Source organism: Limnobacter sp. 130 (assembly GCF_902506325.1).
Classification (GTDB): domain Bacteria; phylum Pseudomonadota; class Gammaproteobacteria; order Burkholderiales; family Burkholderiaceae_B; genus Limnobacter.
Genome location: NZ_LR732328.1, coordinates 209098 through 223652 on the forward strand (window position 1 = coordinate 209098; position 14555 = coordinate 223652).

Consider the following 14555-nt stretch of genomic DNA (forward strand, 5'->3'; position numbering starts at 1 on the left):
TTGTGGTTTATTCCACTGAAAAGCTTGATCCACACCCACAGGTGCTTTTCGCTTGCGGGTTGTTGAATACAAAGCGTGAAGCCAGGGTGTGGGCTTCGTAGTCGATCGTGGTGCCCTCCAGGTACGGGGCGCTCACCGGGTCTACATAAATGTGAATGAAGGGGTTGATTTGCAGCAGAATGTCGTCCTCGTCGGTTTCGCGGGCCAGGTCAATTTTGTATTCAAAGCCCGAACAGCCGCCCCCCTGCACATACAGGCGAATCATCGCCGGTTTGTGCATGTTGTCGCGCAGGTCAAGAATTCGTTCCTGGGCTGCGTCGGTCAGGGCAATGTTACAAGTGGGGGTTGCGGCTTCGGTGCTCATGTCAAATCAGGTCGGTTTCCGCTTTCTCGGTCTCACAACTGGAAATTCTCCAACTGCCGTCCGGGCGCTTCTGCAATACGTAGTATACGTTCCACAGGGTTTTTTGGCGGTCGATCATTTGCACAGCGTGTAGAGCGTTGCTTCCATCGGTCTCGAATTTCACAAAACGCACGGTCACCGGTTTCACGACCACGTCGTAGCCCTCACGCACCATTTGCATGAAAGTTTCGGCATCGCCAAACATGGTTTGTACATTGGGAGTTGCGTAGGAAAAAGCCTTGGGGCCATCGTCTTGCCTGAAGGCTTCGAGCTGGGCTTCGATTACTGCACGGGTTTCTCGCCTGTCACCGGTTTCGTCCGCATGGGTCAAGCTGGCTGTAAATGCTGCTACAAGGCCTGCTGCAAAAATAAGCAGCCAGAGTTTCCATATTCGTTGTCGAAAGCTGTTTTCTTTGTCTAGTCTGTACTTACGCCTGGGAACTTCTTTGGTTTGATTCGACATTTACTAACTACCTCCAATGGAATCAATCGCTTGGCGTTCAAGTTTGCCACGAACATTCCGGCCAAACAAGTCAAAATATCGAACCTGGCTGAAACCCGCATCCAGCTTTGTTGAACACTTGTTCAGGATGACATATTTCTTTAAAAAAACTCACACAACCTTGTAATACAGCGACCAGACAATCCTCGAGTCTTACATGGAGGTCGAGATGTCATCAATCACTAAAAAAGAGCTGGAAGTGCTTTCCAGTCCAACATTCCAGCAAATCATTAATCATCACTTGGAAAACCCCTCACGCCGGAGCATTTTGAAAGGTTCCGTGGGCGTAGCCGCATTGGGTTTTCTGGGTTTGTCCGGTTGCGGTGGCGGTGGTGACAGTGCGGTGGCCAGCACACCCGGCGCAACACAATTGAACGCAGTGGGTTTCAGTTCCACTCCACTTAGCCTGGCCGATTCAGTGCAAGTGGCTGAAGGCTATCAGTTCCAGGTGCTGTACAAACTGGGCGACCCCATTGCTTCGGGCGTTTCCGAGTACATGAACGACGGCTCCGACGCAGCCAACAACCCATCTGAATTCCAGTTCCGTTCTGGCGATCACCACGACGGCATGTACTTCTTTGGTTTGGGTGCAAACAACGCCTGGGACCCGGAAGAAAGCACGCGCGGTTTGCTCGTGATCAACCACGAAGCGATTACCCCCGAGTACCTGCACGTTGATGGCCCTACCAGCGTGGCTGGTGTGCGCGATTCAAACGAAGCGCTGAAGGAAATGCACATTCACGGTGTGTCTGTGGTTGAAGTTACTCGCGGCAGCGATGGCCAGTACAGCGTGGTGCAAAACAGCGTATTTAACCGCCGTATTCACACATTGACCGACATTGAGATCAGTGGCCCCTTGCGCGGCGTAGCAGCCATGGTCACCAAGTACTCCACCAACGGCACTCGTACTCGCGGCACCATTAACAACTGTGCTTCAGGCTACACGCCTTGGGGCACTTATTTGGCCTGTGAAGAAAACTGGGCTGGCTACTTCGGCAACAGCAACAATGCAGGTCGTAGCGACAACGATCAAGCGTCCATGCGTCGTTACGGCGTTCGCACATCCGGTAACGGCCGCGAAGGTTGGAACACAGCCAGCGAAGTGGGTCAGGTTGGTGAACCGTTTAGCCGCTGGAATGTTGGTATTGTGGGCGCGACAGCAGCCGACGACTATCGCAACGCAGCATTCACCTACGGCTGGAACGTAGAAATTGACCCATTCCGCCCAACCAGCACACCGAAAAAGCGAACCGCCATGGGCCGTTTTGCTCACGAAGGCGCATGGGTAGGCCCAGTTGAAGCGGGCAAGCCCGTGGTGTTCTACATGGGTTGCGATTCCCGCTACGAATACATCTACAAGTTTGTATCCACAGCCAACTGGGACCCGGCCGATATCATGGGTGGCCTGCAGTCTGGTGACAAGTACCTCGACTTCGGCAAGCTGTACGTCGCCAAATTCGATGCTGATTTCACTGGCGACTGGCTCGACCTGGCCACAGTGGCCAACGGCACCATGATCACTTCAGTGCGTGGTTCTGGCTCGTTGAGCACAGCTGCCATTAACTACACTGTGACCGATGCCAATGAACAATTCCTGAACACACGCTTGTTGGCAGACATTGCTGGCGGTACACCCATGGATCGTCCAGAGTGGGGTGGTGTCAATCCACGCAATGGCGAGGTTTACATGACCTTGACCAACAACACCAGCCGCCGCGTGGCCGACCCTGCCAACCCACGGGTCTACTTCGACAACGACACCGACAACGACGGTGTAGGCGACGCAGGCTCACAAGGCAACGTGAATGGTCATGTAATCCGCTGGCGCGAAGACAACAGCGAGCCCGCAGCATTGGGCTTCTCTTGGGATATTTACCTGTTTGGTGCGGAAGACGACGACATCAACAATCCGAACGTCAACCTGTCTGGTTTGACTGAAGAAAACGTGCTGTCCAGCCCAGACGGTTTGTGGTTCTCTGAAAAAACCGGTGTGCTCTACATTCAAACCGACGACGGCGCCTTTACCGACACCACCAACTGCATGTTGGTGGCTGCGGTTCCCGGCGAAGTGGGCGATGGTCAAACCGTGACTGTCGACAACACAGCAGCCGGCGGTGGCACTGTGTCCACTCGCGTGGGTGCAGTGGGTACCCTGCGCCGCTTGGTGGTCGGTCCAATTGAGTGCGAAATCACTGGTTTGACAGAAAGCCCGGATGGCAAGGCATTGTTCATCAACATTCAGCACCCCGGTGAAGACGGTTCCAACGCAGCACCGACCAGCTCATGGCCTTATGCATTGGCTGGCGGTGGGTTTGGTAACCCGGCAGCAGGCGAAATGCCCAACGCCGGGAGTCGTCCACGTTCAGCCACCATTGTGCTGACACGTACCGATGGCGGTGTGATCGGTCAATAAACCAGTCAGCAGTTCATGTAAGTTGATGCAGTACCCCATTCACCCCGCAGTGTGCACGCGCTGTGGGGTGAATCCGTTCTAAGTCTTTCGCGGTAAGAAGTAGTGGCCGGTTCGGCTTACAAAAGCAGGGGACAAACTTGAAGCAGTGTGTTGTCAAATATTCCATAGTCGCCTTGTTGGCAGGTGCCGTGTGTACCACAACAGCTTTTGCTCAAACAGCCACGCCAACGCCCACGCGCTGGGTTATCAACGCAGCTGGCGCAACGCCCAATGCCATGCCCAGCGGCATGATGCAGCAGCTTCAAGCCACACTTGGCGTGCCTGTAAAAATGGTGCGCCCTTTGCTTCAGCCCAACAGTTACCTGGTTGAAATGCAAAGCCTGCCTGTGCTGGGCAGCCTGCAAACGCCGCAAGCCATTCGTACTGCGCTTCAGGCCTTGCCCGGCGTGCGTTTTGCAAGCCCCGATATTCAATTGCAGCGCACCGCAGTGCCTGCGCCCAACGACGGCAGCTACGCAGCCAACCAGGCCAGTTACATGAACACGGGCGCCTATGCTTCGCTGCGCATGCAAGACGTGTGGGAACAAACACGCGGAAGCAGCAACGTGGTAATCGCAGTGCTCGATTCAGGTGTGTTGTTCGAGAACCCGGAACTGAAAGGCCGCCTGTTGCCGGGCTACGACTTTGTCACCCGCGCCACCCCGCCCACGGGTGAACGCGAATTGGGAACCGTCATCAATTCGGGTTCCAACGATGGCGATGGTCGCGACCCCGATCCCTCCGACCCTGGCGATGCACCGCCCCCCGGCTTTACCTGCCCCGATGGTTCAACCACCAGCTCATGGCATGGCACCACCGTGGCGTCGGTGGCTGCAGCCCAATCCAACAACGGCCAGTTTTTGGCGGGCATGGACTGGAATGCCAAGGTGCTTCCCGTGAGGGTCTCTGGCCGGTGTGGCATTGCCACCAGTTCCGACATTGTTGATGCCTTTTACTGGGCCACAGGTTCTGGCCGGGTCGACCCCACCATTGGCGTGAACCCCAACCCCGCCAATGTGATCAATTTAAGTTTTGCCACCGACACCCCCTTGTTTGGCGACAGTTGCGCCGCCGCTGACATGGTGGCTTTGGCCATTGCCGACGCACGGGCCCGCAATGTGTCGGTTGTCATTTCTGCAGGCAATAATTCCGGTGGCGCGGTGCAGTACCCAGCCAATTGCGCAGGCACCATTGCTGCAGGCGCGGCCGAGCAAGATGGCCAACTGGCCACTTACACCGCCAAGGGTGGCAGCAGCAGTTTTTTAACCTTGCATGCACCAGGCAACAGCAACGGGCTGTACGTGGGGGCCAGCAACACTGGTGAATCCACGCCCAACCCAAACGGCAGCACCGCATTTTTGTTCGCGGGCACCAGTTTCTCGGCACCCATGGTTGCGGGCGCCATTTCTTTGCTCAGGGCCGCACGGCCCAGCCTTACGCCCAGCGAAATCGAGACCATTTTGCGCAACAGCGCCTTGCCTTATCCAGCCAATGCAGATTTCACACAAGGCCTATTTGGTTTTGCACGCCGCAACTGCACCAGCACAGCCTGTGGCGCAGGTTTGTTGAATGTGGTGGGTGCCTTGCAAGCCACGCGTGAATCAAGCAATGCGTTGCCCGTGGCCAATGTGCAGCAATCTGCAGTGGTGGCCAGCAACGGGCCGTTCACGCTGAATGGTGACTTGTCGACCAACAGCGCCGGGAGTAGCGCCAACTTAAGCTACAGTTGGCAACAGGTGTTTGGCAACCCAGTGGCGCTGGCTGGCACCACAAACAGCAGCCTGCAGGTGCAATCGGGCATGGCGGGCAATATTGCCGAATTTGCACTCACGGTAACCGACACGGCGACCAACCGCAGCAACACCAGCGTGGTTCGCCTGGCCAATGTCAGTGCCAACGAACGTACATTTACCCCCAGCGTCGATTCTTCTGGTGGTGATACCTCCACAAGCACAAGTCCGGTTTCTGCCACGCAGGGCGGTGGCGGCGGGGGTGGGGGTGCCATGGGCCTTGCAGGTCTGTTGGGGCTGGGCATCTTACTGGCGGTTTGGCGCCGTATCCTTGGGGTGAACTGATCAAGTTGGGATAGAATCGGGAAAACCTTGGTCATACCTAACCCAACAAGCAGCCAAGAGATTCCATGTCCAACCCCGCACAGCATCAAAACAATCACGCCATTCGGTGGGAGTACGCCGCCGTAGTCGGCATACTGGCCATTTGGATCAGCATGTTGAGCCTGAAAATTGGCGTGGGCCTTATTGCTGGCCTGGCCATTTTTGCGCTTACCCGTTTTACCCGCCGGGGCTTTGTGTACCTGCTGCAGCCCCACATCAATAAATTCAACGGCCCCTTTATGCGTGGGCTGTTTGGCTGGCTGCCCACATTTTTAACCACTGCGGTGGTGGCAGCAGCGGTGGTGTTGCTGGGTATCGGGGTTAATAGCGGCGTGCGTTTTGTGCTGGCCACCATGGCGCAGCAAGGTCCGCAATTGATAGAAGAAGCGCTGCGCAACCTGAACTCGGTCACAGCCAGCCTGCCAGACGCCATTCGCGAACACATTCCCGGTAAGCCCAGCGAATTGTTCCGCATGATCAGCAAAGACGACAGCGATTTCGTGGGCTACATTCGCAGCTTTGGTGGCGCCAGCTTTTTCATATTCCTGCAGTTTGTATTCGCGCTTATTTTGGGTGTGTCTGCCGCTTTAATGGCGCCCGCTTCGCCTGGCCACAGTGGCCCCTACAAACCCCTGGCACAGGCTTGGCTAGAAACACTCGAACGTTATGTGCGCTGCTTCACCTTGCTCATGGGCGCGCAGGTGTATGTCAGCATCTGGAATACCTTCTGCACCGCCGTGTTCATCTACGGCATCTTGCCCGCATTCGAGGTGGTGCTACCTTTCCGCGAACTGCTCTTGATGTTCACCGCCGTGGCCAGTCTTATTCCCGCAGCCGGCAATATCATGGCCAACACCCTTATTCTGGTGCTGACCATTCGCTACGGTGTTTTTGTGGCCATGGGGTCGGTGCTTTATCTGTTCATCATTCACAAGCTTGAATACTTCGTGAATGGCTACATTATTGGCCGCAACGTGCGCGCCAGCGTGCCCGAAATGCTCATCGCCATCATTCTCGGCGAGGTTGCCTTTGGTTTGCCCGGGCTAATTACAGCGCCAGTTACTTATGCATTTTTGAAAATGCACTGGCAGCGGTGGGGGTGGGTTTGAGTTTTGTTCAACGTGTCAACCCGGCCTGGTTTTTAGCGGGGGCAGCGTTTTTTTTGCCGATTAAACCTGCGCCGGTTAATTTATTCCTGGCGTTGGCTTGCTTGTTTGCATTGTTGAACCCAGAAATCAGGCGCTCTATCGGTCGCTTTTTTTCTCGAAAAGAATTAATTCCCTTGTGGTTACTTCTCGGTTTTTTGGCGATCACCTTCGTTTATCCAAGTAACAATGAGTCGAGTTATTTGGAATTCATTAGCAAATATGGTCGATTGTTATTAGTTCCGGTTTTAGCTGGTATTTTGGTGGTGCCTGAAAACAGAAGCCTTGTCGGAAAAGGCTTCTTAGGCGGCATGGCCGTTGTACTTGTTTTGTCCTATGCAATTTGGCTTGGTGTAGATCCTTCATATTTCGGTGCAAAAGCCACTGACATGTACGCCATCCCAAGTAATCCGACAGTATTCAAGTCGCACATCACGCACAACTTTTTTTTGGTTGTTGCAATCTATCTTTGGATTGTGGCCTTTAAAGAATCAACCAACCAGTCATCAAAGTTACTGTATGCGGGGCTAACACTCGTTGCATTGGGCAACCTTTTTGGCATGATCGACGGCCGAACAGGTTGGTTGGTATTCATGGTAATTCCGCTGTATTTGGGTTACCAAAAATTAGGTTTCAAAGGCTGCGTAATTGCCGGGTTGGCGTTTGTCGTTTTGTTAGTTGCTGCCTATTTTCTGATTGACAATGTTCACGATCGATTTTCGACCACGTGGCTAGAAATTCAGCAAGTACTTCAAGATAAGCCCCAACAGGGAACCAGCATTGGCGAACGTGTCATGTACTTAACTGCCAGTTGGTCTGCTTTCCTTGAAGCGCCATTGATCGGATACGGTTTGGGTGGTGTACAAGGCGCAGTGCAGCCATTTACATCGGCAGCGGGATGGCCGACCTTTTACAACCCGCACAACCAGTTTTTAATGCTGATGTTGCAAGGTGGTTTGCTGGCATTGATTCTGTATGCCTGGTTCTTTGGTTTGGCTGTTTATCGAAGCAGCCAGGTTACCTGGACTAGTCACTATATTCTGCCTGTGCTGCTGATTTATTTTGTGGGCAATTTGCTGAACTCGTTTCACTTTGACTTCGCCGAGAGTGTTGGATTCGTACTCGTATATTCGGCATTTTTGGGTAGTACAAAATGACCCTTTTTGTCCATGCTCCCAATGTGCACCAAGGTGGTGGTCGAACATTATTAAGTGCTCTTTTAAGTCACGTGGATAAAACAGCTTTTTGTGTGCTTGATGAACGAATGCCCACAAATAATGCCGACTCCGGTCCCACAGTGCATTCGATCAAGCCCACCCTGGCCAGTCGATTTGGGGCCGAAGTTTTGTTGTCTGGAAATGCAAAGGCTGGGGACACAGTTTTGTGTTTCGGCAACTTGCCGCCTTTATTTAAATCGAAAGCAAGCGTCATGGTTTTTCTTCAAAACCGGTATATGTTTGGCAGGCACGACTTCTCTCGATTTTCCTTAGGTGCAAGGGTACGTTTGATGCTGGAGCGTTGGTGGTTCCGCAGCCGTATGCAGTCGGGCTACCAAATCATTGTGCAGTCGCCAACCATGCAGAAAGAATTAAAGAACAGTTTGGGATTTGATTCCATCGTCGTGCCTTTTATAGCCACCAAAAATAAGGCCACGCTTGTCAGCGATAGCGATACCAAAGCCTCTGGATTTGATTTTGTGTATGTGTCTTCCGCTGAACCACACAAAAACCATGCAACCCTTTTAGATGCGTGGGTCATTTTGGCTGAACAGGGAGTTCGACCCAGTCTTGCCCTAACCGTCAGCAAGGATAGCGCTGCGCATGTGGCCCAGTTAATTGACAAGAAAACTGGCACTCACGACTTGAAGATCACTAACTTTGGCGTTTTGAAACACGGAGAAGTACAAGCGCTATACAACAAATCAAAAGCTTTAATTTTCCCGTCAAAACTGGAGTCTTTCGGCCTGCCGCTACTAGAGGCTAACCAGCTTGGTTTGCCAATTCTTGCGCCTGAACTTGACTATGTTCGTGATGTTATTGACCCGAATCAAACTTTCGACCCGAACTCTCCCACTTCAATCGCCCGAGCGGTTTTAAGACATCTAAATATTTCAGCTCCAAAAACGGATCTGATTGACGCGAGTGAGTTTCTCGCTCGAATTCAAGAACGGGGAAAGGCATGAGGATACTGATTGTCACCCAGTACTTCTGGCCTGAAAGCTTCATGATCAACGATGTGGTCAAGGCCCTCGTAAAGCAGGGGCATCAAGTGGTGGTTGCTACAGGCAAGCCCAATTATCCCGAGGGCAATATTTTTCCGGGTTATCAGGCCGGTGGAGTTCAAAGAGAACTTTTTGATGAACAAACACTGGTAGTGCGTATCCCAACCTGGCCACGTAAGCATGGCGGTGCAAAAAACCTCATTCTGAACTATCTGGTTTTTGTTCTTGCGGGCATGTTCTGCCTGCCTTGGGCTTTACGTGGGTTGAAGTTCGATGCAATTTTGGTTTATGCACCATCGCCCATCACACAAACCATTCCAGCTATTTTATTGAAGTGGATTAAACGGGCCCCGTTGGCATTGTGGGTTCAGGATTTATGGCCTGAAAGCCTTCAGGCCACTGGTTTTGTGCGCAACAAGAAAGCCCTGGCCGCTGTTGGCTATCTGGTTTACTGGATCTACAAAGGCTGTGATCTGCTGCTTGCTCAATCCAAGGCATTTATTCCACCACTCAACGAGTATGCAAATCGTAGCAAAATTCGCTACCAACCCAACTCCTTTCCCGAACAAAGCACTGACGAACCGATTGATGCGCCAGCTGATTTGCTTGACTTGCTCGACAAGAAATTCTGTGTGGTTTTTGCAGGTAACTTAGGGCAGGCTCAAGCACTGGATTGTGTGGTGGACGCTGCACAACTACTGAAAGATCACAACGATATATCGATCGTATTGGTGGGCAGTGGCAGCCGTAGCGAATGGCTTGCCGAGCAAAAGCGCTCGCGGGGCCTTCACAATTTGGAACTGCCAGGCCGGTTTCCCATGCAAACAATGGCGTCAATATTTGGCAGGGCAGGGGCCTTACTGGTTTCTTTAGAGGACGACCCTATTTTCGCCCTCACCATTCCAAGTAAAATTCAGGCTTATTTGGCAGCTGGCAAACCGGTACTGGCCAGTTTGAATGGCGAAGGTGCTCGAGTTGTTCTGGAGGCTGGCGCAGGTTTGGCGAGCTCAGCTGGTGACAGTGCAGGGCTTTCCGCCAATATTTTAAAAGTACAAGCAATGTCTGCGAAACAACGCGAAGCAATGGGCCAACACGCAAGGGCCTATTTTCTGGAACATTTTGAAACCGATAGCCAGGCGACTCATCTGGCAGAAACACTCAGCGCCATGGGCGCAGGCAACTCACTGGGAGCCATATCTTGAAAATTCTGGTGCTGGGTATTACGGGTATGTTGGGCAGCGCTGTATTCAAAGCTTTGTGTGAAAGCAAGCGCCACCAAGTATGGGGCAGCCAGCGTGGCCGCAGCCCCCATCCGAAGCTGGCCGAATTTCCTTCAGCTGGAATTCTCACCGGGCTTGATGTACTCGATCAAGATTCTCTTGCGCAAACCTTTGCGAAGGTTAAGCCCGATGTGGTTATTAACTGCGTGGGTCTAATCAAACAGCTGGATCAGGCCAACGACCCCTTGGTCGCCCTGCCAATCAACTCTTTGCTGCCGCATCGTTTGCTTCAGCTGTGCGAAGTGGCTGGTGCCCGATTGGTGCACATCAGCACCGATTGCGTATTCAGTGGCAGAAAAGGAAACTATCTTGAAACCGATGTTTCCGATGCGGAAGACCTGTACGGCAAGTCCAAATACATCGGCGAGCTGCACAACAGCCCATATGCAATTACCTTGCGGACTTCAATTATTGGTCATGAACTCGGCACCAGTTTTGCCCTGCTCGAATGGTTTTTGGCTCAGCAAGGCAGTGTGAAAGGGTTCTCGAAAGCCATATTTTCAGGCGTACCAACCTGCGAACTGGCTGAGATCATCCTTGACCATGTAATACCCAAGCCTGAACTTCATGGCTTGTATCATGTTGCTGCCAAACCCATCGCCAAACTCGATCTGCTTCAGTTGGTTGCTCAAGCGTATGGCTTACGCACCCAGATCAACCCCGACAGCAGCCTGGTCATCGACCGTTCACTGTGCGCAAACCGCTTCCAGCAGGCAAGCGGGTATACTGCCCCTGAATGGCCTGATTTGATTCAGAAAATGCGCCAATCCCGAATTCAATAAACACGGACTATTTCACATGTTCGACGGAAAAGTACTCATGATCACCGGCGGAACCGGATCGTTTGGCCACACAGTGCTCAAGCGGTTCATTGAAACCGAAGTCAAAGAAATTCGCATTTTCAGTCGCGATGAAAAAAAACAGGAAGACATGCGCATTGCCTTGGGCTGCGACAAGGTCAAGTTTTACATCGGCGATGTGCGTGATTACGACAGCCTTTCTCAGGCCATGACCGGCGTTGACTACGTGTTTCATGCGGCAGCACTAAAGCAGGTTCCTTCCTGCGAGTTCTATCCCATGGAGGCTGTGCGCACCAATGTGTTGGGTACAGAAAACATGCTCAATGCAGCCATAGCCAAAGGCGTTAGCCGGGTGGTGGTGCTTAGTACAGACAAAGCCGTTTATCCCATCAATGCCATGGGTATTTCCAAAGCCATGGCTGAAAAATTGATGGTTGCCAAATCCCGCACCATTCCCGATGGCGGCACGGTAGTGTGTGCCACGCGTTACGGCAACGTCATGGCAAGCCGTGGTTCGGTTATTCCCCTGTTTATTCAGCAGTTGCTCGATGATCAGGAAATCACGATAACTGACCCCAGCATGACTCGCTTCCTCATGTCGCTTGAAGAGTCGGTCGACCTGGTATTGCATGCATTTGAGCACGGCCAGCAAGGCGATATATTCATTCAAAAAGCCCCCGCATCCACTGTGGCTGATCTGGCTCAGGCTTTGAAAGAACTGCTGAACAAATCGAATCCAGTGAAAATTATTGGTACCCGCCACGGCGAGAAGTTGTACGAATCACTGGTGTCGCGTGAAGAAATGGCCAAAGCCGAAGACATGGGCCGCTACTTCCGTATTCCGGCAGACAATCGCGACTTGAACTACAAAAAATACTTTGTTGAAGGCGAACAACGCATTTCCGAATTTGATGACTACACGTCGCACAACACACATCGTCTTGATGTACCGGGCGTGAAAGACGTGCTCACCAAGCTCGATTATGTGCAGGAGTTTTTGAATGCTTAAGGTCATGACTCTGGTGGGTACCCGGCCCGAGCTTATCAAAATGAGCCGCGTGATTGCCGAGCTCGACAAACACACCGAGCACACCTTGGTTCACACTGGTCAAAATTATGATTACGAACTGAACCAGGTTTTTTTTGACGACCTGGGTATTCGCAAACCCGACTTCTTTCTCGAAGCGGTTGGCGAAAACGCAGCGCAAACCATCGCACGCGTGATCGAGAAAGCAGATGCCGTACTGGAACAGGTCCAGCCCGATGCATTGATGTTGTATGGCGATACCAATTCCTGTTTGGCGGTTATTTCAGCCAAGCGCCGCAAAGTGCCCGTATTTCATATGGAAGCGGGTAATCGTTGTTTCGATCAACGTGTACCCGAGGAATTGAACCGCAAGGTGCTGGATCACCTTAGCGACATCAACATGGTGTTAACCGAGCATGCCCGGCGCTATTTGATCGCAGAGGGCATTCGCCCTGAAACCATCATCAAGACTGGTTCGCACATGCGAGAGGTACTTGATCATTACATGCCCAAAATTCAGCAAAGCAAAGTGCTTGAAACCATGAAGCTGGAAGAGGGAAAGTTTTTTATCGTGAGCGCGCATCGCGAGGAAAACGTCGATAGCCCAGAGAACGTAGCGGACCTGCTGGAAACATTGAATGCTTTGGCTGAGCGGTACAACTACCCAGTCATTGTGTCCACGCATCCACGAACTCAAAAGCGCTTGGCAGCGCTTGATCTCAGTACAATGAATCCACTCATCCAGTTCCTGAAACCATTCGGTTTTACCGACTATATTCGTTTGCAAATGGGCGCAGCATGTGTAATTTCCGACAGTGGCACCATCACTGAAGAAACCTCATTGCTTGGTTTGAAATCCATCACAATTCGAAACGCACACGAACGCCCCGAGGGAATGGACGAAGGCATTCTCATCATGTCGGGCTTGAAGAAAGCGCGTGTGCTGGATGCCGTGCGCGTTGTCATTGACCAAAAAACAGAAAACCCGAACGCAGCGCCTGTGGTTAAAGACTATGAAAACCCCCATGTGGCCCGTCAGGTGCTGCGGGTGGTGCTCAGCTACACCGATTATATCAATCGCACTGTGTGGTCCAAGTGAATGGTCAGCGTATTCTGGTAACCGGGGCTACCGGCTTTGTAGGCAAGCGGGTGTGCCAGTTGCTGGAAAGTCTTGGTGCCGTGGTGGTAAAAACCAGTCGGGCAGCGCCTACTGAACCCAATACCTTTCAGGTGGCACCATTGGGCCCAACCACCGACTGGTCGGCAGCACTTCAAGGTTGCACTGCCGTTGTGCATCTTGCCGCCCGCGTACATGTAATGGATGACAAATCCGCTGACCCCTTAATGGAGTTTCGTCGAGCCAATACCGCCGGCACTTTGCAACTGGCACGGCAAGCTGCGCAATGTGGCGCAAAGCGTATCGTGTTTGTTAGCTCAATCAAGGTGAACGGCGAGGCAGGCGACTTCAATGAAAGCTCAATACCCAATCCCATTGATCCCTACGGAATTTCAAAATTTGAAGCAGAACAACAACTGCTCGAATTCAGCCAGCAAAGCGGGTTGGAAGTTTCAATTCTTCGGCCACCTTTGGTGTACGGGCCGGGCGTGCGCGCCAATTTTTTGAAGTTGCTCAGCGTGGTCGCGCGTGGAATACCTTTGCCTTTTGGCGCGGTAAACAATCAACGCAGCCTGGTGTTTGTGGGTAATTTGGCAAGCGCGATAGCCACCTGCATAGAACACGCCAATGCGGCCGGGAAAGTTTATCTGGTGTCCGACGATTCGGATATTTCCACCTCGCAGCTGGTTCGTGAAATGTCACATGCCTTGGGCCGAAAAGCCAACTTGATTAATATATCCCCACGTCTGATCGAGTCGCTTGCAGCAATGCTTGGCAAGCGGGCTGCGGCTCAACGACTGCTGGGTAATTTAACAGCCAGCCCGCAGGCCTTGCGTGAAGAGTTGAATTGGAAGCCCGCCTTCACTGTGCAGGCTGGTATGAAAGAAACTGCCGATTGGTACATGCAGCAAGGGCAATTGCAACTGCGATGATAAAACGTCTATTTGATTTAATGCTGGGTATTGTGGCTTTGGCTATTCTGGCTTTGCCAATCATTGCTGTTGCACTTGCCGTGCGCTTGACTTCAAAGGGCCCAGCCCTGTATTGGAGCGACCGGGTTGGAATCAACAACACCCTATTCAAAATGCCCAAGTTTCGCAGTATGCGTGTGGGTACCCCCGCCGTGGCCACACACCTGCTTAGCGATCCATCTTCCCACTTAACTCCGATTGGTTCTTTCATACGTAAAACAAGTCTTGATGAATTGCCGCAACTGTGGAGCATTCTCAAAGGTGACATGAGTTTTGTTGGTCCACGACCTGCATTATTCAACCAGCACGATTTGATTGAAATGCGAACACAACAGGGTGTACACCAAATTCTTCCAGGATTAACCGGCTGGGCGCAGGTGAATGGGCGCGACGACATACCCCTATCAAAGAAGGTGCAGTTTGATGTGGAATACCTTCAAAGGCGAAGCGTGCTATTGGACATTCGAATTCTTTGGCTCACCTTTCTAAAGGTCGTCAAACGCGACGGCGTTTCACACTAAGG

13 protein-coding genes are annotated in these 14555 nt (G+C 52.3%); 11 read left to right on the top strand and 2 right to left on the bottom strand.

The window, feature by feature from the left end; all coding sequences use genetic code 11:
• Positions 1-7: 7 nt before the first annotated feature.
• Positions 8-364, bottom strand: coding sequence for an iron-sulfur cluster assembly accessory protein (locus FRIGORI9N_RS01005; RefSeq protein WP_159568056.1), 357 nt, complete (start codon positions 362-364; stop codon positions 8-10).
• A gap of 1 nt (position 365) precedes the next feature.
• The gene (locus FRIGORI9N_RS01010) at positions 366-866 is read right to left on the bottom strand and encodes a DUF4864 domain-containing protein (RefSeq protein ID WP_159568057.1); all 501 of its coding nucleotides are present in this window, start codon (positions 864-866) and stop codon (positions 366-368) included.
• 208 nt (positions 867-1074) lie between these two features.
• Between FRIGORI9N_RS01010 and FRIGORI9N_RS01015 the strand changes: the two genes are divergently transcribed.
• The 11 genes from FRIGORI9N_RS01015 (at position 1075) to FRIGORI9N_RS01065 (ending at position 14553) form a co-directional block, all read left to right on the top strand.
• Complete coding sequence (locus tag FRIGORI9N_RS01015) at positions 1075-3318, top strand: PhoX family phosphatase (protein ID WP_159568058.1); 2244 nt, start codon at positions 1075-1077, stop codon at positions 3316-3318.
• A 137-nt stretch (positions 3319-3455) separates the two neighbouring features.
• Complete coding sequence (locus FRIGORI9N_RS01020) at positions 3456-5432, top strand: S8 family peptidase (RefSeq protein WP_159568059.1); 1977 nt, start codon at positions 3456-3458, stop codon at positions 5430-5432.
• A 65-nt stretch (positions 5433-5497) separates the two neighbouring features.
• Positions 5498-6580: an AI-2E family transporter gene (locus tag FRIGORI9N_RS01025; RefSeq protein ID WP_159568060.1), complete on the top strand. Its 1083-nt coding sequence runs from the start codon at positions 5498-5500 to the stop codon at positions 6578-6580.
• A gap of 113 nt (positions 6581-6693) precedes the next feature.
• Positions 6694-7773 (top strand): O-antigen ligase, encoded by a 1080-nt coding sequence (locus tag FRIGORI9N_RS01030; protein WP_159568061.1) that lies wholly within the window; start codon positions 6694-6696, stop codon positions 7771-7773.
• Positions 7770-8798 carry a glycosyltransferase gene (locus tag FRIGORI9N_RS01035; RefSeq protein WP_159568062.1) on the top strand — a complete coding sequence of 343 codons (1029 nt, stop codon included), beginning with the start codon at positions 7770-7772 and terminating at the stop codon, positions 8796-8798. The genes FRIGORI9N_RS01030 and FRIGORI9N_RS01035 overlap by 4 nt, the downstream gene beginning before the upstream one ends.
• Positions 8795-10039, top strand: coding sequence for a glycosyltransferase family 4 protein (locus tag FRIGORI9N_RS01040; protein WP_159568063.1), 1245 nt, complete (start codon positions 8795-8797; stop codon positions 10037-10039). The genes FRIGORI9N_RS01035 and FRIGORI9N_RS01040 overlap by 4 nt, the downstream gene beginning before the upstream one ends.
• Positions 10036-10899: an SDR family oxidoreductase gene (locus tag FRIGORI9N_RS01045; protein WP_159568064.1), complete on the top strand. Its 864-nt coding sequence runs from the start codon at positions 10036-10038 to the stop codon at positions 10897-10899. Before FRIGORI9N_RS01040 ends, FRIGORI9N_RS01045 begins: the two co-directional genes overlap by 4 nt.
• Before the next feature lie 16 nt (positions 10900-10915).
• Positions 10916-11926 carry a polysaccharide biosynthesis protein gene (locus FRIGORI9N_RS01050; protein WP_159568065.1) on the top strand — a complete coding sequence of 337 codons (1011 nt, stop codon included), beginning with the start codon at positions 10916-10918 and terminating at the stop codon, positions 11924-11926.
• Complete coding sequence (wecB, locus tag FRIGORI9N_RS01055; RefSeq protein ID WP_159568066.1) at positions 11919-13043, top strand: non-hydrolyzing UDP-N-acetylglucosamine 2-epimerase; 1125 nt, start codon at positions 11919-11921, stop codon at positions 13041-13043. Before FRIGORI9N_RS01050 ends, wecB begins: the two co-directional genes overlap by 8 nt.
• The gene (locus tag FRIGORI9N_RS01060) at positions 13031-13993 is read left to right on the top strand and encodes an SDR family oxidoreductase (RefSeq protein WP_236550771.1); all 963 of its coding nucleotides are present in this window, start codon (positions 13031-13033) and stop codon (positions 13991-13993) included. Before wecB ends, FRIGORI9N_RS01060 begins: the two co-directional genes overlap by 13 nt.
• Complete coding sequence (locus FRIGORI9N_RS01065) at positions 13993-14553, top strand: sugar transferase (RefSeq protein ID WP_159569535.1); 561 nt, start codon at positions 13993-13995, stop codon at positions 14551-14553. The genes FRIGORI9N_RS01060 and FRIGORI9N_RS01065 overlap by 1 nt, the downstream gene beginning before the upstream one ends.
• The last annotated feature ends 2 nt before the right edge of the window (positions 14554-14555 follow it).